The sequence below is a fragment of the Pseudomonas sp. SZ40 genome (genome assembly GCF_052958135.1).
Genome location: NZ_JBQWIF010000002.1, coordinates 286,699 through 306,766, shown reverse-complemented (window position 1 = coordinate 306,766; position 20,068 = coordinate 286,699). Strand labels below are relative to the sequence as shown.

General features: G+C 64.2%; 19 protein-coding genes. 17 read left to right on the top strand and 2 right to left on the bottom strand.

The window, feature by feature from the left end; translation table 11 throughout:
* Positions 1-15 precede the first annotated feature (15 nt).
* On the top strand, positions 16-2,205 hold the full coding sequence (locus ACT9T4_RS03345) for an OsmC domain/YcaO domain-containing protein (protein ID WP_499115494.1): 2,190 nt from the start codon (positions 16-18) through the stop codon (positions 2,203-2,205).
* Positions 2,206-2,469: 264 nt separating this feature from the next.
* Here ACT9T4_RS03345 and ACT9T4_RS03340 read toward each other — a convergent pair whose 3' ends face one another.
* Positions 2,470-3,933, bottom strand: coding sequence for an alpha/beta hydrolase (locus tag ACT9T4_RS03340; protein ID WP_499115492.1), 1,464 nt, complete (start codon positions 3,931-3,933; stop codon positions 2,470-2,472).
* A gap of 222 nt (positions 3,934-4,155) precedes the next feature.
* On the opposite strand from ACT9T4_RS03340, the gene ACT9T4_RS03335 reads away from it, so the two are divergent.
* Positions 4,156-5,133 carry a sulfite exporter TauE/SafE family protein gene (locus ACT9T4_RS03335; protein WP_042552289.1) on the top strand — a complete coding sequence of 326 codons (978 nt, stop codon included), beginning with the start codon at positions 4,156-4,158 and terminating at the stop codon, positions 5,131-5,133.
* Between the two features lie 75 nt (positions 5,134-5,208).
* Positions 5,209-5,643 carry a thioredoxin TrxC gene (trxC, locus tag ACT9T4_RS03330; protein WP_179539722.1) on the top strand — a complete coding sequence of 145 codons (435 nt, stop codon included), beginning with the start codon at positions 5,209-5,211 and terminating at the stop codon, positions 5,641-5,643.
* Between the two features lie 110 nt (positions 5,644-5,753).
* Here trxC and ACT9T4_RS03325 read toward each other — a convergent pair whose 3' ends face one another.
* Positions 5,754-6,524 carry a ParA family protein gene (locus tag ACT9T4_RS03325; RefSeq protein WP_042552287.1) on the bottom strand — a complete coding sequence of 257 codons (771 nt, stop codon included), beginning with the start codon at positions 6,522-6,524 and terminating at the stop codon, positions 5,754-5,756.
* A 291-nt stretch (positions 6,525-6,815) separates the two neighbouring features.
* On the opposite strand from ACT9T4_RS03325, the gene ACT9T4_RS03320 reads away from it, so the two are divergent.
* The 14 genes from ACT9T4_RS03320 (at position 6,816) to ACT9T4_RS03255 (ending at position 20,061) form a co-directional block, all read left to right on the top strand.
* Positions 6,816-7,529, top strand: coding sequence for a beta-ketoacyl synthase chain length factor (locus ACT9T4_RS03320; protein WP_042552286.1), 714 nt, complete (start codon positions 6,816-6,818; stop codon positions 7,527-7,529).
* Positions 7,502-8,311, top strand: a complete 810-nt coding sequence (locus ACT9T4_RS03315; RefSeq protein WP_179539720.1) for a lysophospholipid acyltransferase family protein — start codon at positions 7,502-7,504, stop codon at positions 8,309-8,311. The genes ACT9T4_RS03320 and ACT9T4_RS03315 overlap by 28 nt, the downstream gene beginning before the upstream one ends.
* Positions 8,292-8,552 carry a phosphopantetheine-binding protein gene (locus tag ACT9T4_RS03310; protein WP_042552285.1) on the top strand — a complete coding sequence of 87 codons (261 nt, stop codon included), beginning with the start codon at positions 8,292-8,294 and terminating at the stop codon, positions 8,550-8,552. The genes ACT9T4_RS03315 and ACT9T4_RS03310 overlap by 20 nt, the downstream gene beginning before the upstream one ends.
* 11 nt (positions 8,553-8,563) lie before the next feature.
* Positions 8,564-8,821: an acyl carrier protein gene (locus ACT9T4_RS03305; RefSeq protein ID WP_042552284.1), complete on the top strand. Its 258-nt coding sequence runs from the start codon at positions 8,564-8,566 to the stop codon at positions 8,819-8,821.
* Positions 8,818-9,363, top strand: a complete 546-nt coding sequence (locus ACT9T4_RS03300; protein WP_499115488.1) for a COG4648 family protein — start codon at positions 8,818-8,820, stop codon at positions 9,361-9,363. Before ACT9T4_RS03305 ends, ACT9T4_RS03300 begins: the two co-directional genes overlap by 4 nt.
* Complete coding sequence (locus ACT9T4_RS03295) at positions 9,360-11,018, top strand: acyl-CoA synthetase family protein (protein ID WP_179539718.1); 1,659 nt, start codon at positions 9,360-9,362, stop codon at positions 11,016-11,018. The genes ACT9T4_RS03300 and ACT9T4_RS03295 overlap by 4 nt, the downstream gene beginning before the upstream one ends.
* Positions 11,015-11,764 (top strand): glycosyltransferase family 2 protein, encoded by a 750-nt coding sequence (locus ACT9T4_RS03290; RefSeq protein ID WP_179539717.1) that lies wholly within the window; start codon positions 11,015-11,017, stop codon positions 11,762-11,764. Before ACT9T4_RS03295 ends, ACT9T4_RS03290 begins: the two co-directional genes overlap by 4 nt.
* Positions 11,764-12,699 carry a lysophospholipid acyltransferase family protein gene (locus tag ACT9T4_RS03285; protein WP_042552280.1) on the top strand — a complete coding sequence of 312 codons (936 nt, stop codon included), beginning with the start codon at positions 11,764-11,766 and terminating at the stop codon, positions 12,697-12,699. Before ACT9T4_RS03290 ends, ACT9T4_RS03285 begins: the two co-directional genes overlap by 1 nt.
* Complete coding sequence (locus ACT9T4_RS03280; RefSeq protein WP_499115486.1) at positions 12,680-14,221, top strand: HAL/PAL/TAL family ammonia-lyase; 1,542 nt, start codon at positions 12,680-12,682, stop codon at positions 14,219-14,221. The genes ACT9T4_RS03285 and ACT9T4_RS03280 overlap by 20 nt, the downstream gene beginning before the upstream one ends.
* A gap of 101 nt (positions 14,222-14,322) precedes the next feature.
* Positions 14,323-14,748: an acyl-CoA thioesterase gene (locus ACT9T4_RS03275; protein WP_179539716.1), complete on the top strand. Its 426-nt coding sequence runs from the start codon at positions 14,323-14,325 to the stop codon at positions 14,746-14,748.
* On the top strand, positions 14,745-15,353 hold the full coding sequence (locus ACT9T4_RS03270; RefSeq protein ID WP_042552277.1) for an outer membrane lipoprotein carrier protein LolA: 609 nt from the start codon (positions 14,745-14,747) through the stop codon (positions 15,351-15,353). Before ACT9T4_RS03275 ends, ACT9T4_RS03270 begins: the two co-directional genes overlap by 4 nt.
* Entirely contained in the window at positions 15,343-17,685 is a 2,343-nt protein-coding gene (locus ACT9T4_RS03265) for an MMPL family transporter (protein ID WP_499115483.1), read from the top strand. Before ACT9T4_RS03270 ends, ACT9T4_RS03265 begins: the two co-directional genes overlap by 11 nt.
* A complete protein-coding gene (locus ACT9T4_RS03260; protein ID WP_042552275.1) occupies positions 17,682-18,830 on the top strand; it encodes a cation:proton antiporter in 1,149 nt (382 codons plus the stop codon). The genes ACT9T4_RS03265 and ACT9T4_RS03260 overlap by 4 nt, the downstream gene beginning before the upstream one ends.
* Positions 18,817-20,061: an NAD(P)/FAD-dependent oxidoreductase gene (locus tag ACT9T4_RS03255; protein WP_042552274.1), complete on the top strand. Its 1,245-nt coding sequence runs from the start codon at positions 18,817-18,819 to the stop codon at positions 20,059-20,061. The genes ACT9T4_RS03260 and ACT9T4_RS03255 overlap by 14 nt, the downstream gene beginning before the upstream one ends.
* Positions 20,062-20,068 lie beyond the last annotated feature (7 nt).

Here is a 20,068-nt window from a genome sequence, read left to right as displayed (position 1 = left end):
TGCCGGTGCCGCTCCATGGAAATCAAGGTCAATTTTCTCGACAACCTTCGCCTCGAAGCCAAATTCGATGACTTCACGGTGATCGCCGATCAGCCCATCCGCTATAAGGGCGATGGCTCGGCACCGGGGCCGTTCGACTACTTCCTGGCTTCGTCGGCCTTGTGCGCGGCCTACTTCGTCAAGCTGTACTGCCAGACGCGGGACATTCCCACCGAGAACATTCGCCTGTCGCAGAACAACATCGTCGACCCGGAAAACCGCTACGCGCAGATTTTCAAGATTCAGGTCGAGTTGCCCGCCGATATCTCGGAGAAGGATCGCTTGGGCATCCTGCGTTCCATCGATCGCTGTACGGTGAAGAAGGTGGTGCAGCAGGGCCCCGAATTCATCATCGAGGAAGTCGACAACCTCGACGCCGATGCCCAGGCGCTGTTGATGCCGGTGTCCGATACCACCACCTACATTGCGGGGAAGGATCTGCCGCTCGAGCAGACCATCGCCAACATGTCGGGCATCCTCGCCGACCTGGGGATGAAGATCGAGATCGCCTCCTGGCGCAACATCGTGCCCAACGTCTGGTCGCTGCATATTCGCGACGCGCAGTCGCCGATGTGCTTCACCAATGGCAAGGGCTCGACCAAGGAAAGCGCCCTGGCCTCGGCGCTGGGCGAGTTCATCGAGCGGCTGAACTGCAATTTCTTCTATAACGACCAGTTCTGGGGCGAGGACATCGCCAATGCCGAGTTCGTCCATTACCCCAACGAGCGCTGGTTCAAGCCGGGCCCGAAAGACGCGCTGCCCGAAGAAATCCTCGACGCGCATTGCCTGGCGGTCTACAACCCGGATGGCGAGCTGCGCGGCTCGCACCTGTACGACACCAACTCGGGCAACACGCTGCGCGGCATCTGCTCGCTGCCCTTCGTGCGCCAGAGCGATGGCGAGACGGTGTATTTCCCGTCCAACCTGATCGAGAACCTGTACCTCTCCAACGGCATGAGCGCCGGCAACACCCTGGCCGAAGCGCAGGTGCAGTGCTTGTCGGAGATTTTCGAGCGGGCAGTGAAACGGGAGATTCTCGAAGACGAGCTGTGCCTGCCGGACGTGCCGCAGGACGTACTGGCCAAATACCCGGGCATCGTCGCCGGCATCCAGGGCCTGGAAGAGCAAGGCTTCCCGGTGCTGGTCAAGGATGCGTCCCTGGGCGGTGAATTTCCGGTGATGTGCGTCACCCTGATGAACCCGCGTACCGGCGGCGTGTTCGCCTCCTTCGGCGCGCACCCCAGCCTTGAGGTGGCGGTGGAGCGCAGCCTCACCGAACTGCTGCAAGGCCGCAGTTTCGAGGGCCTCAACGACCTGCCGCAGCCAACGTTCGACAGCCTGGCGCTGACCGAGCCGAACAACTTCGTCGAACACTTCATCGACTCCAGCGGCGTGGTGTCCTGGCGCTTCTTCGGCGCCAAGGCCGACTTCGAATTCGTCGAATGGGATTTCTCCGGGCAAGGCGCCGACTCCAACGAGCAGGAGGCCGCCACCCTGTTCGGCATCCTCGAAGACCTCGGCAAGGAGGTGTACGTAGCAACCTACGATGACCTCGGCGCCAACGCCTGCCGCATCCTGGTGCCGGGTTACTCGGAGATCTATCCGGTCGAAGACCTGATCTGGGACAACACCAACAAGGCGCTGCTGTTCCGCAAGGACATCCTCAACCTGCATGCCCTGAGCGACCGCGAACTCAAGTCGCTGCTGCGCAACCTGAACAACACCGAGGTCGACGACTACACCGATATCAGCACATTGATCGGCATCGAATTCGACGACAACACGGTGTGGGGCCAGCTGACCATTCTCGAGCTGAAGCTGATGATCCACCTGGCGCTGAAGAAATACGACGATGCCAAGGAGCTGGTCGAGGCCTTCCTGCAGTACAACGACAACACGGTCGAGCGCGGGCTGTTCTATCAGGCGGTAAACGCGGTGCTGGAGATCCAGTTGGAGGACGACCTCGAGCTGAGCAACTTCGAACGAAACCTGCGGCGCATGTTCGGTGGCGAGCGCATGGACGCGGCAATCGGCTCGGTGGCCGGCAGCGTGCGCTTCCATGGCCTGACGCCGACCAGCATGACGCTCGAAGGCCTCGACCGGCATCTGCGCCTGATCGACAGCTACAAGAAGCTGCATGCGGCACGCGCCAACGCAGTGGCTTGAGCCAGCTGACAGCGGCCAAAAAACGGTAAAACGCCATCGCTGCAGGAGCGTGGACTTAGGCGCGATGCGATGATGGTCATTTCGCAAGCACGCGCCGTGGCCGCCATTCGCCGGCAAGCCGGCTCCTACATGGTCGGGTGCGTCACCAACTCCGTAGGAGCCCGCTTGCGGGCGATGCGATGATGGTTATTGCGTAACCTTCGCCGAAGGGTCGTCGCCTACGGAGCGCGCCTAGCTCGCGCCCACCCGCCTGGGCGATCCGAACTACTGCCTGGCCGCCTCGAACCCGGCATGCTCAGCCAGTCGCTGAACCATATAGGGATAGAACGGATTGGACGTCACCCGCTGCAGGGCTTCCATGCTGACCAGCAGCACCCCTCGCTCACCACGCACGGACAACGCACCGAGGTGCACGCCGTAATCCTCCGGCTCGTCAGGCTGCAAGCCGTACAACGAGTCGCTCGGCGGAAATGGCAGGGCGACGTGGGACAGCGAGAACACTTCACGGGGGAATGCCAGGCCGAGCGGTATCACCTGTTCCTCAGTGGCACCGGCTTCGGTGATACGGGCGGCAGCATCCAGCGTCTGCGACGAGGTATTGCCGATCAGCGTGGTGCGGTAATGACGCGGCGTAGCTGGCAGCAAGTCGGTAGGTGATTTGGCATGAGCACCGAGCAACGGCCCGAAGTCGACGAATCGATTGAGGTCGAACAGCACCAGTTCGCTGCCATTGGCGGGCAGATGAGCGTACAGGGCGTCGACCACCGCGGGCGTGCTGACCGTGTAATCGACCAGCGACTGGAACGTCAGCAGCGGCGGCAGCCCCTGCAAAGCACCGCGCTGGCTCAACGTGGCGATCTGCTCTTGCAGGGCCGAGGTGAACAGGTAGGACTGCCGCGCCGCGTTGAGGGCGAAGGAGTTGTACTTGAACGGGTTGTACTCGGGCAGTACATCCAGCCAGGCGGCCTTGGCGAAAGCCGGGAATATGGCAGGCAGCCCCGCCAGCCCGGCGAAGCGGGCATAACCGGCCACGCCGATCATCGGCGAGATCAGGGTCAATCGATCCGGCCGCGCCAGTTCATCGTTACCGAGGGCATCGAGAGCGTACTTGAGCGCCAGACCACCGCCTGCCGAATAGCCGACCAGATGCAGCGGGTCACCGGCACCGGTCAGCCGCCTGGCCTCGCGAACGGCCAGGCGCGTGGCGGCCAGCCAGTCCTGCCAGGTCACGTCGGTAAGCGCGCCGGGCGTGGTGCCGTGCCCCGGCAGACGCAGGCCGACGACGATGAAACCGGCGTCGCGATACAGCTTGGCGATGTGGCGCAGGCTGTAGGGTGAGTCGGTCAGCCCGTGAAGCATCACGGCGGCGCCTTTCGGCTCGCCATCGGGCTCCAGCACGTAGGATCGGTTCCAGTCCCATTCGAAGCGCGAGGCATTCAGCGGGCTGTCCGCGAAGTAGCGGTTGTCCGGCACGCGCTCGGCATCGTCGAGGCGCTGGTAGACCTTGTCCGGCAGCGAGGCGAACAGTGCCTGTTCGGCCAGCAGGTAATCCTGCCAACTGGCGGAGTCCAGTTCATCGGCATTCAGCTCGTGGGGCACGAAGGTATGCCAGGGGCTCAGATCAGGCTTGCTCTGGGCGTCGTAAATCCGCAGGGCGAAGAAGGTCATGGCAGTCACGGCAACTACCAGCCCGGTCAGGCGCACCCACTTTTTCACCGCTGCCTTCATGCCTCAACCTCTCCCCCGCAAACGATCCATGATAACCCTCGCCGCACGCGAACGCTGGCACGCAGTCTTGGTATAGCCGACTGGCGAGCATTTGCTTATCTATTAAACCGAATAGGCATATAGACCTTTCCAAAGGTTCTTAGACCTGCAGGCAAAAGCCGTTTATCGTCGCGCCGCTTCAACTCGCCTGTTCTACCACCCGCTGTCAGGCCTTTGCACTGCATGAAAATTCGCAATCTCGATCTCAGCAACAGCCCGGTCAACGACGAACACCAGGCACTGGGATTACCCCCCCTGGAAGACCACGTCTCCCACCCGGACAACCACCCGATCCTGCGCGCCGCCATGTGGTTCGCCATCCTCACCCTGGCTGGCCTGCTGCTGTTCCTCGCCTGGCGCCTGTTCTTCGGCAACCACGAAAGCACCGGCCTGGAGATCATCGAAGATGCGCTGACCAGTCGCGCCTTCTGGAGCGCCGTGGCAGTCGGCTTCTTCGCACAGGTCATCGACGGTGCGCTGGGCATGGCCTACGGCATCACTGCCACGACCTTCCTGCTCAGTACCGGCGCCACACCCGCTGCCGCCAGCGCCAGCGTGCACATCGCCGAAGTGTTCACCACCGGGCTGTCGGGGATTTCCCACGCCAAACTGGGCAACGTCAACAAGGCGCTGTTTCTACGCCTGCTGCTGCCGGGCATCATCGGTGCGATTCTCGGCGCGGTGCTGATCACCACCTTCGATGGCGACGTGATGAAGCCCTTCATCTCCGCCTACCTGCTGCTGATGGGCCTGTACATCCTGCACAAGGCCTATCGTCACGTGAGGCTGGTCAGGAAGGAGCCAAAACACGTCGGCAAGCTGGCGCTGTTCGGCGGTTTCGTCGACGCCGCTGGCGGTGGTGGCTGGGGCCCGGTGGTCACCAGCAGCCTGCTCGGCTCGGGCAGCGACCCGCGCACGACCATCGGCTCGGTCAACTTCGCCGAATTCTTCCTGACCATCACCAGTGCAACATCCTTCATCCTCCTGGCGGGTCAGCCGGATACCTGGTTGATGGTCGCCGGCCTGGTGTTCGGCGGCATGTTCGCCGCGCCGCTGGCGGCCCTGCTGTGCAAGACGCTGTCGGCACGTACCCTGCTGACCATCGTCGGCTGTCTGATCACCTGCATCAGTGCCTACAACATCTACGCCAGCCTGACCTGAGCATGAGGTGCGCCTTGCGATGGCAGGGCGCAGTCCATAGTCTGCGGAGACTTGAATGACTTTCCGGAGCCTGTCATGAGCGATTCGCCGATCATCCCCTGCCCCCGTTGCAGTAGCCTGAACCGCATTCCTGCGGCCCGCCTGAGCGAGGCGCCGCGTTGTGGCCACTGCAAGGCCGAGGTGCTTCCGGGTGCGCCGTTCGACCTCAGCCAGGGCAACTTCGCCGCACAACTCAAGGGCGACCTGCCGTTGCTGGTCGACGTATGGGCCTCGTGGTGCGGCCCCTGCCGCAGTTTCGCACCGACTTTCGCGCAGGCGGCCAGCGAACTGCGTACCCGCTGCCGACTGGGAAAGCTGGACAGCGAGGCCAACCCACAGCTCTCCACCCAGCTGGGTATCCGCTCGATTCCCAGTCTGATTCTGTTTCGTGACGGCAAGGAAGTGGCCAGGCAGAGCGGCGCCCTGCCCCTGCCGCAACTGCTCGCCTGGTTGAACACTCAGGGCGTTTGACCATGAGCAGTGCGTACCCTGCCTCAGCCGGGTCTCCCTGCGTGACCTAGAGCAGCATCACCGTAGCCTGTGGTTGAGCGCAGTGATAGCAAAGCCTTGGCCTGACGCGATCAGCGCTGCTGCAACAGGTCGTGCAGCTCGACGTACTGCTGAGTGAGCTTGTGCCGGGGGTCGAGATAGATCAACGGCGTGCATGCCTGGTGTGATTCACGCATCTTCACCGAGCTCATCAGGTTCACCGGCAGCACCGGCAGCCCTTCGGCGATCAGCTCGTCGAGCAGTTGCTGCGGCAGCGAAGCACGCGGCTGAAACTGGTTGACCACGATGCCCTCCACTTCCAGCGTTTCGTTGTGATCCTCCTTCAGCTCTTCGATCTCGCGCAGCAAGCCAAACAGGGCGTTGCGCGAGAAGGTGTCGCAATCGAAGGGAATCAACACGCGATCGGCGGCAATCAATGCGGAAACCGTATAGAAATTCAGCGCTGGCGGCGTATCCAGATAGATCTGCTCGTAGTCCTCGGAAAGCTCTTCGAGCAATTTGCGCAGCTTGTTGATCTTGTGCTTCTGCTCCAGCTTGGGCTGCAGTTCCGCCAGCTCGGCCGTGGCGGTGATCACATGCAGGTTCTCGAACGGCGTTTCGTAGATATCGACCTTGCTCTTCTTGGAAATCGGCCCGCTGGACAGGGTCTGCTTGAAGAAGTCGGCGATGCCCATGGGGATATCGTCACCGGTCAGCCCGGTCAGGTAGTGGGACGAATTGGCCTGAGCATCCAGATCGACCAGCAACGTCCGATAACCCTGGGAGGCACTCACCGCCGCCAGGTTGCAGGCAATGCTGGATTTGCCCACTCCACCCTTCTGATTGAAAACCACGCGCCGCATCTGCACCTCCATATTGAGCCGGGTCCGCCGGACTTTCAGCGCAAACCGCGTGGTAGCACCGAAACCTCCAAAGCCCCTAGTACATTGATACTAGGCATATGTTCTTGACAGTAGCGAGAAACGCGGTGAAACGCGTCATACATCAGAAAATCGCTACTTAATGTTTGCGGGGCCAAGTTATCACCCGGATAATGGCAGTGCAGCATCGCTCCCATCGACAAGGCTCTTGTCGCACAGGGCAGTCGTACAGACAAGGAATGCCCGGCGGGCCAAGCAGAGTTCCATCTAGAAATGCATTTCAGGATCGATCAATGGCGTGCCTGGGCCCCCGGCCTGGACAGTACGGATGACTGGCTCGCCTGGAGCAAGGCGCCCGAGCACCTGCACGATTCTGGCGAGAGCCCGGATGTCAGCTTTCTGCCGGCCCTGCAACGCCGTCGCTTGAGCCGTTTGGCTCGCATGGTTTTCCAGGTCGCCTGGCCGCTTGCCGAAGGTCACTCGGCCTTGCCGCTGGTGTTCGCGTCACGTCATGGCGAAACCCCGCGCAACCTGGCCATTCTCCAGGACCTTGCAGTAGCAGAACCGCTGTCGCCCACACAGTTCAGTCTTTCTGTGCACAACGCGATCATCGGTCAATGGTCGATCCTGCGCGGCGATACCAGCGAGATGACCGCGCTGGCCGGAGAAGGCGATGGCCTGGAAATGGCCATGCTCGAAGCCGCAACGCTGCTCGCCGATGGCGCACCGGCAGTGCTGCTGGTGATCGGAGAAGAGGCCCAGCCGGAACTTTACGCCTCGTTTATTGACGATGTTCCATTCCCCTATGCACTGGCTCTGCTGCTGGTGCCAGGCGAAGACTGGAGTTTGCAACTGCGCACGGGCACCGGCCCACGCGCGCCGTGGCCGCATCCACTGAGCCTGATACAAGGCCTGTGCAACGGCTGCACAACCCTCGAACACACCTGGAAAGAGCGCCAATGGACCTGGTCACACAAAAGCCCGTGAGGCGCTACAGCGCGCCCTACTGGTGGCGACTGATCGCGACGGCGGCTAGCTTTACCCTGTTCGGCATCGGCGGCGTGGTGCTGCGTGTGCTGGTGTTTCCCGTGCTGTCATTGCTGCCGGGCGGTGCCGCGGCTCAGCAGCGTCGCGCCCGCCAGGTGGTGAGCTGGAATTTCCGCACCTTCGTCAAGTTCATGCACCGCAGTGGCGTGCTCACCTATGAAGTCGAGCATGCCGAACGCCTGGGCCGCCCCGGACAGATGATCATCGCCAATCACCCCTCGCTGATCGATGTGGTGGTGACCATCGCCTTCACCCGCAATGCCAACTGCGTGGTGAAGCAAAGCCTGTGGAACAACCCCTGCATGCGTGGGCCGATCCGCTCCGCGGGTTACATCAGCAACAGCGGCAGCATGGACATGCTCGATGAAGCGGCCGGTGTACTGCAGCAAGGCCAGACCCTGGTCATCTTTCCGGAAGGCACGCGCACCACGCCAGGCTGTGCACCGGAGTTCCACCGGGGTGCCGCGGCCATCGCCTTGCGTGGCGCCCGTGTGATTACCCCGGTGGTCATCAGCGTCACACCTACCACCCTGACCAAGGCAGAGCCCTGGTACCGAATTCCAGCGCGGCGCTTCCACATTCACCTGCGCGTGGGTGAGGACATCGATCCGGCCCAGTTCAGCGCGATGGGTGCTGCACCGGTAGCGTCTCGCAAACTCAACGACCATTTGCATCAGCATTTCATAAAGGAGCTCGCAAGAGATGAGCGCTCTACAGCTTGAAATCAAACACCTGATCATCGACTCCCTGGGACTCGAAGACATCACCCCCCAGGACATCGACGACGACCTCACCCTGTTCGGTGAAGGCCTTGGCCTGGACTCGGTCGACGCCCTGGAGCTGGGTCTGGCGATCCAGAAGCGTTTCGGCATCAAGATCGATGCCGAAGCCAAGGACACCCGCACCCACTTCGCCAACGTGGCCAGCCTGGCAGCCTTCGTTGCCAGCCGCCAGGCAGCCTGAGGAAGGACACCATGCAAACCCGTGACGAAATCTTCGCCACCTTGCGCGACGCCCTGGTAGAGCTGTTCGAGCTGAGCCCCGAGCGGATCAGCCTGGATGCCAACCTGTACGAAGACCTGGAAATCGACAGCATCGATGCCGTCGATCTGATCGACCATATCAAGCGCCAGACCGGCAAGAAGATTGCCGCCGAAGCGTTCAAGTCGGTACGTACCGTCGGTGACGTGGTCGAAGCGGTCTACCAGTTGGTCAATGCGGAACCGGCATGAGCCGTCTGCTCGGCCTGCTGGTAGCGTTGGCCAGCGTGGCCTATCCGTTCGCCGTGTATTTCGGCGCGGGCCATCTTTCGCCCGCGGTGTTCGCCGGGCTGCTCGGCGGCCTCTGGCTGGCCCGCCTGCTCGCCAACCCGAATGATCGCAACAGCCGCAGGATGACCGGTGCGGTGCTGGTGTTCTGCCTGTTGCTGGCCCTGGCCGATGAGCCGGCGCTGCTGCGCTGGTACCCGGTACTGGTCAGCGCCCTGTTGCTGGCGCTGTTCGCCGGCAGCCTGAAGATCGGCATGCCGATAGCTGAACGCCTGGCACGCCTGCGCGAGCCCAATTTGCCCGAGGTCGCGGTGCAGTACACCCGCCGGGTGACCGAAGTCTGGGCAGTGTTCCTGCTCGCCAACGGCCTGGTGGTGGTGGCCCTGAACCTGTGGGCACCGCTGTCCTGGTGGACACTCTACACCGGGCTGATTTCTTACCTGCTGATGGGCCTGCTATTCGCCGGCGAATGGCTGGTGCGTCAACGTGTAAGGAGATTCGCATGAACTGGCTGAGCCTTGAAAACCTGCTGCTGGAGGCGGACGCCAGCCGCCAGGTAACCCCGACGCTCGATCACGCGCAGCTGTGCGGGCGAGCTCTGAGCCTGGCGGCACACTGGCAGGCAGCGGGTGTGAAGCGCATCGCCCTGCACCTGGAAGACGCCTCCGAGCTGGCCATTGCCCTGCTCGCCGCCTGGCAGGCCGACATTCACGTCCTGCTGCCTGCCGATGCGCAGCAGCAGACGCGCCAGCGCCTTGGTGCCCAGGCCGACCTTTGGCTGGAGCACCTCGATGACTCGATGGCTGCTGCCCCCCTGGCCGCCCGCCCGCTGGATCGTGAGCGCTGCCACCTGACCCTGTGCACCTCGGGCTCCAGCGGCGAACCCAAACTGATCGACAAGAGCCTTGGCCAGTTGGCCAACGAAGTGCAGGCACTGGAAACACTGTGGGGCGAACGCCTCGGCGATGCCCTGATCATCGGCAGCGTGGCCGCTCAGCACATCTACGGGCTGCTGTTCCGCGTGCTCTGGCCGCTGTGCGCCGGACGGGTATTTCTGCCCAGGGCGCTGCCCTTTCCTGAAGACCTGCAACTGGCCAGCCTGCCTCATCCGGCTTTCGCCTGGATCACCAGCCCAGCGCTGCTCAAGCGCATGGGCGACAACCTGGACTGGCCGGCACTGAGCCGCGTGCGTCAGGTATTTTCTTCCGGCGGCGCATTGCCAGCCGAAGCGGCCGCCTCCGTGCAGCAGCGCCTGGGCCAGTGGCCGACGGAAATCTACGGCAGTTCGGAAACCGGTGGCATCGCCTGGCGTCAGGGCGGAGAGCACTGGCTGCCGTTCGCTGACGTGAAGCTCGAGCTGAACGACGAAGGCGCACTGCGCCTGAGCTCGCCTTATCTGCCTGCCGGGCATTGGGAACAGATGGCCGATGCCGCACAAATCGAGGCTGATGGCCGCTTCATGCTCGGCGCACGTCTGGACCGCATCGTCAAACTGGAAGAAAAACGCATTTCCCTGCCCCTGCTGGAGCAGGCCCTGGCGCTGCATGACTGGGTCAGTGAAGCGCGCCTTGGCGTCTTGCAGCAGGGCCGTGCCTTTCTCGGCGCACTGGTGGCGCTGTCTCCGGAAGGCCTGCACGTGCTGCGTAATCAGGGCCGTCGCCATCTGACCGAGGGCCTGCGCCAGCACCTGGCCGGCCATTGCGAACCCATCGCCCTGCCACGCCGCTGGCGCCTGCTGCCCCATCTGCCGTACAGCAGCCAGGGCAAGCTGGGTCAGGCGCAGGTCAACGACCTGCTGGCCGCCGACCGCCCCACGCGGGTCGCGCCGATCAGCGCACGGGAAGAGCAAGGCGAGTGGCATCTGGAGCTGGACGTGCCCCTGGATCTGGCGCACTTCAGCGGCCACTTTCCGGGCACGCCGGTGCTGCCAGGTGTGGTGCAGATCGACTGGGCGCAACAGTTGGCGCGTACCCTGATCAGCGATCTGCCGCCATTGTTCGGCGGCATGGAAGTGCTCAAGTTCCAGCAACTGGTGCGCCCTGGCGACCGCCTGCAGCTGACCCTGCGTTTCGACGCCGAGCGCAACAAGCTGTACTTCACCTTCCGCAACGGCGAGGCCAACTGCTCCTCCGGCCGCATCCTGCTCAAGGCCGCGCCATGACACCGATTGCTGCCGCTCACCGCCCTTGCGCGCTGATCCCGGTGTACAACCATGAGCATGCGTTGCCCGCAGTGGTCGCAGCCCTGCTCGAAGCCGGGCTGCCTTGCGTGCTGGTCGACGATGCATCCAGCGCCGCTTGCGCGGCAGTAATCGACAAGCTCGCGACTGAAGCCGATACCTACCTGCTGCGTTTGCCCGAGAATCAGGGCAAGGGCGGCGCGGTAATGGCCGGCCTGCGCGAAGCGCAGCGCCTGGGGTTCAGCCATGCCCTGCAAGTGGACGCCGATGGCCAGCACGACCTGCTGGCGGTACAGGCCTTTCTCGACGAATCCCGTGCCCATCCCGAGGCGATCGTCTGTGGCTACCCGCAGTACGACGCCAGCGTGCCCAAGGGCCGCCTCTACGCCCGCTACCTGACCCACGTCTGGGTGTGGATCAACAGCCTGTCGCTGCAGATCCGCGATTCCATGTGCGGCTTTCGCGTCTACCCGCTGGCCGCCAGCGTGGCGCTGATCGACTCGGCGAAACTCGGCAAGCGCATGGATTTCGACTCGGAAATTCTCGTGCGCCTGTCCTGGCGTGGGCAGCCGATGCGCTGGCTGCCGACCCGCGTGCACTATCCCGCGGATGGCATCTCGCATTTCCGCCTGTGGCAGGACAACGTACTGATCTCGAAAATGCACGCGCGGCTGTTCTTCGGCATGCTCTGCCGGGCGCCCATGCTGCTCTACCGGCGGTGGCGCTGATGGACCGCAGCAGACATTGGGCCGGCCAGCGCGAGCGCGGCAGTTTCGCCCTGATGAAATTCACCGCCCTGGCCTCCCGCTACCTGGGCCGCCGTGCACTGAGCCCGCTGCTGTATCTGATCGTCGCTTACTTCTTCCTGTTCGGTGCCAAGGCGCGGCGCAGCGTTCGCCACTATCAGAACAACCTGGCGAGCTGGAGCGCACGCCCTGAGCTGCGCCCGACCCGTCGCTCGGTATTCGCCCAGTTCATGGCCTTCGCCGACAGCCTGCTGGACAAGCTGGACGTATGGAGCGGCCGCCTGAATTTCAGCGACATCGAGCTGATCGACCCGCACGGTCTGCACGGCCAGATGAGCGGAACACGCGGCCAGCTGCTGGTCGGCGCCCACCTGGGCAACCTCGAAGTGTGCCGTGCCCTGGCCGAGCTGAGCGCCCAGGTGCGCATGAACGTGCTCGTTCACACCCGGCACGCCGAGCAGTTCAATCGCCTGCTCAAGGAAACCGGTGCCAACAACCTGCGGCTGATTCAGGTCAGCGAACTGGACCCGGCGGTGATGATGCGCCTGGCCGATCACCTGGAGCGCGGTGAATGGCTGGCAATCGCCGGCGATCGCGTGCCACTGCACGGCGAGCGTACGGTGAACGTGGACTTTCTCGGCCAGTCGGCGCCCCTGCCCCAGGGCCCCTGGCTGCTCGCCGGGCTGTTGCAGTGCCCGGTCAACCTGATCGACTGCCTGAAGATCGATGGCCGCTACAAGGTCATGCTGCAGCCGTTCACCGAGGCCGTGCAGTGGAAGCGCAGCGAGCGCGAAGCGGTCATCCAGGCCTGGGCACAACGCTACGCCGACCACCTGGCCCAACGCTGCCTGCAAGCCCCGCGGCAGTGGTTCAATTTCTATCCGTTCTGGAACGACCATGACAACCAATCAGCCTGAAACGGTGACCTTCGGCGCTCAGCCGCTGCGTCTTGAACAGATCGTCGGCCTGGCCCAGCGCACTGCGCGCGGCGAGCTGGACAGCAGTGCCGAATGGCGCGATCGCATTGGCCGCGGCGCGCGATTCGTCGACAGCCTGCTGGACCGCGAAGGCATGATCTACGGCATCACCACCGGCTACGGCGACTCCTGCGTGGTGGCGGTACCGCTGCACCAGGTCGAGGCGCTGCCCCGTCATCTGTACACCTTCCACGGTTGCGGCCTGGGCAAGCTGCTCGACGAGCAGGCCACCCGAGCGGTGCTGGCGGCCCGCTTGCAGTCGCTCTGCCAGGGCATGTCCGGGGTTCGCCTGGAGCTGCTGGAGCGTCTGCAGGCGTTCATCGAACACGACGTGCTGCCGCTGATTCCGGAAGAGGGCTCGGTGGGCGCCAGTGGCGACCTGACGCCGCTGTCCTACATCGCTGCGACCCTGTGTGGCGAGCGCGAGGTGATGTATCGCGGCGAACGCCGCAGCGCCGCTGACGTTCACGCCGAACTGGGCTGGACGCCGCTGGTGCTGCGCCCCAAGGAAGCCCTGGCGCTGATGAACGGCACCGCGGTGATGACCGCCCTGGCCTGCCAGGCCTATTCCCGCGCCGATTACCTGCTCAAGCTGGCGACACGCATCACCGCGCTCAACGTGATCGCCCTGCAGGGCAACCCGGAACACTTCGACGAGCGCCTGTTCGCCGCCAAGCCGCACCCGGGCCAGAACCAGGTGGCCGCCTGGATTCGCCAGGACCTGGCCATCGACGCGCCGACCGCCCCGCTGCACCGCCTGCAGGATCGCTACTCGATCCGCTGCGCGCCGCACGTGCTTGGCGTTTTGGCCGACAGCCTGGGGCTGCTGCGCCAGTTCATCGAAACCGAGCTGAACAGCGCCAACGACAACCCGCTGATCGACCCCGACGAGGAACGCGTACTGCACGGCGGGCATTTCTACGGCGGGCATATCGCCTTCGCCATGGACAGCCTGAAGAACCTGATCGGCAACCTCGCCGACCTGCTCGACCGTCAGCTCGCCCTGCTGGTCGACACCCGTTACAACCACGGCCTGCCAAGCAACCTGTCCGGTGCCCCGACAGAGACCGCGATGATCAATCACGGTTTCAAGGCCGTGCAGATCGGTGCCAGCGCCTGGACGGCCGAGGCGTTGAAGAACACCCTGCCGGCAAGCGTGTTCTCGCGCTCCACCGAATGCCACAATCAGGACAAGGTGAGCATGGGCACCATCGCCGCCCGTGACGCCCTGCGCAGCCTGGAGCTGGCCGAGCAGGTCGCCGCGGCCACGCTGCTGGCTGCCAATCAGGGTGTCTGGCTGCGCCAGCGCGCCGAAGCCAGCGTTCTGCCGGCCGCCCTCGCGGACATGCGCGGGCAGTTGGGCGAAGACTTCCCGCCGCTGATCGAAGATCGCGCCCTGGAAGGCGAACTGCGCCTGTGCCTGCAACGCATCCGTGCCCAGCACTGGAGCCTGTATGCGTAATACGCCTCATGCCGATGAACCTGTGGGAGCGGGCCATGCCCGCGAATCGCGCGCATGGCGCGCTCCCACATTCTATGTCATGACAGGGGAGCTCATCGCCCATGCGCGCTAAAGGCGTTCTGCAGGCCGAGGTGGAAATCCTCGTGCCGTTCTTCGACGTGGACATGATGGAAATCGTCTGGCACGGCCACTACGTCAAATACTTCGAGCAGGCCCGCTGTGCGCTGCTCGACCGGCTCGACCACGGCTACCCGCAGATGCGCGACAGTGGCTACGCCTGGCCGGTGATCGATCTGCAACTGCGCTATATCCGCGGTGCCCAGTTCGGCCAGCGCATTACCGTGTGCGCCGATCTGGTGGAGTGGGAAAACCGTCTGAAGATCCACTACCTGATCAGCGACACCGCTACCGGCGAGCGCATGACCCGCGGCAGCAGCGTGCAGGTGGCCGTGGAAATAGCCAGCCGCGAGATGCAGCTGGCCTCCCCTCAGGTGTTCATCGATGCCGTACAGCGGGTGATCGCATGAAGTTACCTACGCGCTTCGTTGTGCTGCTCGGCCTGATGCTGACCACGCTGTGCAGCCAGGCAGAGCCCCTGACCCTCGACGAACTCGGCAAGCAGCTCTCCCAGCATGCCGTGGTTCGCGGGCCGTTCATTCAGGAAAAGCATCTGCGTGCCCTGCCCCAGCCCCTGACCAGCACCGGCGAGTTCGTGCTCACCGCCGATGCCAGCCTGCTCTGGAAACTGCGCAAGCCGCTGCAGCAGGACTACCGTATCGACTCCAAGGGGATCGCCCGACGCACTCCTGACGGCTGGCAGATGCAACCGGGGCGCGACGTTGCCGCGCAACAGAGCCGCCTTTTCCTCGACGTGCTCAAGGGCGACCACACCGGCCTGGCACGGGATTTCGACCTGCAACTGAGCGGCGACGCCAAGGCCTGGACGCTGACCCTGCTGCCGACGTCGATGCTGCTCAAGCAGGTATTCAGCCGCATCGATATCAGCGGTGGCGATCTGGTCGAGCGCATCGAACTGCACGAAACCCAGGGCGACCGCACATTGATGCGCATGCCCGCCAGCGTGGTGGACGACAGCCTGAGCGAACAGGAGCGCAGTGATCTTGCCCGCTGAACCTGGAAAAGCACTTATCGAACGCCGCCTGCCGCGGCTGTTCGCCGTGCTGCTGCTGGCGCTGCTCGCGCTGACGGCCTGGCAGTGGCGCAGCGGCCCGCCGGTGGCAGCCAGCATGCTCGCCCTGCTGCCCAGTGGCGCAGGCGATGCCCGCCTGCAACAGGCCGAAGCGCGCATACAGGAGCCCATTCAGCGCGATGTGCTGGTATTGGTCGGCCACCCCGAGCGCGACCGTGCCGTGGACCTCGCGGCGACCCTCGGTCAGCAATGGCGCGATAGCGGTCACTTCGAAAAGGTGCGCTGGACACTCGACAACGATCTGGATGCGCTCCGCCAGGATCTGCGTGAAAGCCGTCTCAACCTGCTGCCTGCTGCCGACCGTCAGTTACTGACCGAACACCCGCAAGCCTTCATCGAGCAGCGCACTGCCGAGCTGTTCGACCCTTTCGCGTCCTTCAGCCTGCTTGCCCCGGAACAGGACTGGCTTGGCCTCGGCGGGCGTGCTCAACAGGCATTGAATTTCGGCGGCCGCATACAGCCGGATCTGGCCAGCGGCACCTTGTTGGTCAAGGAATCAGGCATGACCTGGGCGGTGCTGAACCTGCACAGCCGCGGCGACGCCTTCGACATGCAGGCGCCACTGGCCATCGCCCAGAGCATCCAGGCAGCGCGTGCCACCACCGAGGCCGCGGGCGGCCAGTTGCTCGCCACCGGTGGTGCCCTGTATGCCGCGGCAGGCCAGAGCAAGGCCATGGGAGAGATGACCCTGATCGGCGGTGCCGCCAGCCTTGGTACCCTGCTACTTCTGCTGCTGGCATTCAGGCGCCCGCGCGTCCTGCTCAGCCTGCTGCCCATCGGCGTCGCCCTGCTGGCTGGCAGCGCCGCCTGCGTGCTCATCTTCGGGCAGATCAATGCCCTGACTCTGGTACTGGGCGCCAGCCTGATCGGTGTCGCGGCCGACTACCCGCTGCATTACCTGAGCAAGAGCTGGGGCCATGTGGAGTGGCGCAGCTGGAGCGCGCTGCGCAGTACCCTGCCAGGCCTGAGTCTGAGCCTGGGCACCAACCTGATCGGCTACCTGGCACTGGCCTTCACGCCGTTCCCGGCCCTCACCCAGATCGCGGCGTTCTCCGCTGCGGGCCTGATCGGGGCCTACCTCTGTTCGGTCTGCCTGCTTCCCGCCTGGCTGGATGGCATGCGACTGCGCCCGGCACCTCGCTTGCTGGCGATTGCCACACGCCTGCTGAGCTGGCATTCCCGCATACAGAGCAGCAACGGCAATTTCTGGCTGCTTGGCGCGTTCCTGCTGTTCTGCGCTGGCGGTATCTGGCAGCTGCACAGCCAGAACGACCTGCGCCAATGGCTGGGCAAGGACCCGGCGCTGTTCGCCCAGTCGCAACGCATCGTCGAACTCACCGGGCAGCAGCCCACCAGCCAGTTCTTCCTGGTGCGCGCCAGCGACGAGGCGCAACTGCTGCAGCGCCAGCAGGCGCTGGGCGCACGCCTGGATACGCTGGTGCAAAACCAACAGTTGCGCAGCTACCTGTCGCTCAACCAACTGGTAGCACCTGAGGCACAATTACAGGCGCTGCGCACTGCCCTGACCGAGCTGCCGAAACACTGGCAGGCACTGCTCGATCTGGGCGTGCCGGCAAGCGCCTTGCAAGCTGAGCTGCAGCAGTTGCTGGAACAGCCGCAGAGCAGCCTGGATCAGGCCCTCGCCGGCCCGCTGGGCGAACCGTGGCGAACCCTGTGGCTCGGCCGCGACGACAGCGGCGTGGCGGCCATCGTCAGCCTGCAGGGGCAGACCGACAGCACACTGCTGCAAACCGCCGCAGACGGCCTCGACGGCGTACAACTGGTCGACCGCCTGGGCGAGTTGAACAAGCTGTTCGCCGCCACCCAGATCAGCGCCGCCGAACTCAAGCTGATCTCCTGCCTGGCGATCGTGCTGCTGCTGTGCATCCCGTTCGGCATCGGCGGCGCACTGCGGGTGGTCTGCCTGCCGCTGCTGGCCGCCCTCGCGGCGCTGGCCTGCCTGGGTTGGCTGGGCCAGCCACTGACCCTGTTCAGCCTGTTCGGCCTGCTGCTGATCACTGCCATCGGTGTCGATTACGCCATCCTGATGCGCGAAAATATCGGCGGCCCCGCCGTCAGCCTGCTCGGCACCCTGCTTTCGGCGGTGTCCAGCTGGCTGTCGTTCGGCCTGCTGCTGATCAGCCAGACACCCGCCATCGCCAACTTCGGCCTGGCCATCAGCCTGGGGCTGATGTTCTGCTTCATGCTCTCACCCTGGGCCGCAACACGGTCTGACAAGGAGGTCATCGCGTGACCGTGCTTGGTTTCTGGCTGCTGGCCCTGGCGATCTACGCCTTGGTCAGCATCGTTGGCGGTCGTCGCCTGATCCCCATCGTTGGCCAGTTGCTGGTCGCCAGCCTGGCGGTACCCGCGCTGTTGCTCGGCTGGGTCGAGCCGCACCTGCAACTCAGTGCGGCCGACCTGCTCGCGCCCATCTGGATAAACCTGCTCTACGGCCTGTGCTTCGCTCTGCTGCTGGGCTATATCCTCAGCGATGTGATCGACCTGGAGCTGAGCCCGGCATGCCTGAAGATCGCTCTGCCAAGCTTTCTGATTCCCTTGCTGGCCGGCCTGGCCTGTGCGCTATGGGTACTGCCCGGTGACTATGGCTGGCTGAGCGCGGTGGGTATCGGCCTGTTGTTCTCGATCACCGCGATCCCGGTGCTCTACCTGTTCCTGCAGAGCATCGACTATCCGCCCGCAGCGACCAGACGCCTGCTGCACGCGGCGATCCTGATGGACTTCATGTGCTGGAGCCTGTTCGGCCTGGCCCAGGGCAGCAGCCATCCGATCAGCCTGCTGTGGCCTCTGCTGGCTGCCGCCCTGCCACTGCTGCTGCACCTGTTCAAGCTGCGCCACCCGCTGTTCTATAGCCTGCCGTTCTTCGCCCTGATGGTGCTGCTGCACAACCTCAAGCTCAACGCTCTGGTATTCGGCATCGCCTACATGCTGTGCCTCGCCGCGATCCGCGTGCCGTTCCGCCTGCCGCTGCCGGAGCGGCAATGGAAGCTGCTGATCAATGGCCTGGCCGTTCCGCTGATCCTCACTTGCGGCGTCCTGCGCGTGGACTTCCATGGCATTGGCGCCTCGGACTCCTGGCTCGCCGTCGGCGTACTGCTGGTGGCGCCAGTGGCCAGCAAGCTGCTGGGCAGTTGGCTTGGCCTGCATTGGGCCGAGCCCGCTGCCTCGGCGCGGATCAAGTGGCAGGAAAGCCTGCTGCTGAATATCCGCGGGCTGACCGAAATCGTCTTCCTCAACCTGCTCCTGCAATTGCAGCTGATCGATGCCATGGTCTATTTCGGCCTGCTGCTGATGAGCCTGTTCTCCACCCTGCTGCCGGCCCTGCTGGGTCGGCGTGCATACACACGCGAGGCGAAAAGCCGCTATGAAGTCTCCTGAAGTCCAACAGCATCAGATCGTCGTAGTCGGCGCCGGCCCATCCGGGGCCATCGCTGCCGCCATCCTCAAACGCAAGGGCCACGAGGTGCTGATTCTCGAGCGCCAGCGTTTCCCGCGGTTCTCGATCGGTGAAAGCCTGCTGTCGCATTGCCTGGACTTCGTCGAAGAAGCCGGAATGATCGACGCGGTGCGCGCGGCTGGCTTCCAGACCAAGCACGGCGCGGCTTTCGCCTGGGACGATCGCTACACCGACTTCGACTTCCGCGAGACCTTCACGAAAAGCTTCGGCTCGACCTTCCAGGTGCAGCGCGCCACGTTCGACAAGGTGCTCGCCGACGACGCCGAGCGCCAGGGCGTGACCATCCGCTACGAAGAGGAAATCGTCGCCGTGGACTTCAGCGGCGAGCAGCCGCTGCTGTCGGTGCGTCGCCTGACCGATGGCCACGAGTACCAGGTGCGCTGCACCTTCGTGCTCGACGCCAGTGGCTATGGCCGCCTGCTGCCGCGCCTGCTCGACCTCGAGCTACCGTCCAACCTGCCGATGCGCAAGGCGCTGTTCACCCATATCGAAGACCGTATCGATCACCCGGCCTTCGACCGCGAGAAGATCCTCATCACCACCCACCCGACCCTGCGCGACGTGTGGTTCTGGACCATTCCGTTCAGCAACGGTCGCTGCTCCCTCGGCGTGGTCGGCCTGGCCGAGCGCTTCGACGGCTACCCGGAGGACAAGGACGCGGCGCTCAAGCAGTTCGTCGCCGAAACGCCGAGCCTGACCAAGGTGCTGGGCAACGCCGTCTGGGATACCCCGGTTGGCGAGATCAAGGGCTACTCGGCCAATGTCAAAACCCTGCACGGCCCTGGCTTCGCCCTGCTCGGCAATGCCGCCGAGTTCCTCGACCCGGTGTTCTCCTCCGGCGTGACCATCGCCATGCGCTCGGCGAGCATGGCCGCGAATCTGCTGCATCGCCAGTTGAACGGGGAAAGCGTGGATTGGGAACTGGACTTCGCCGTGCCGCTCAAACGCGGCGTCGACACCTTCCGCGTCTACGTGGAAGGCTGGTACGACGGCAGCTTCCAGGACGTGATCTATTACCCCAATGCCTCGCCCGAAATCCGCGCCATGATCAGTTCCATTCTCGCCGGCTATGCCTGGGACGAGCGCAACCCGTACGTTGCCGAACCACGCCGTCGCCTGCGGGTTCTCGCCGAACTGTGCGCCAGTGCCTGAGGAGATT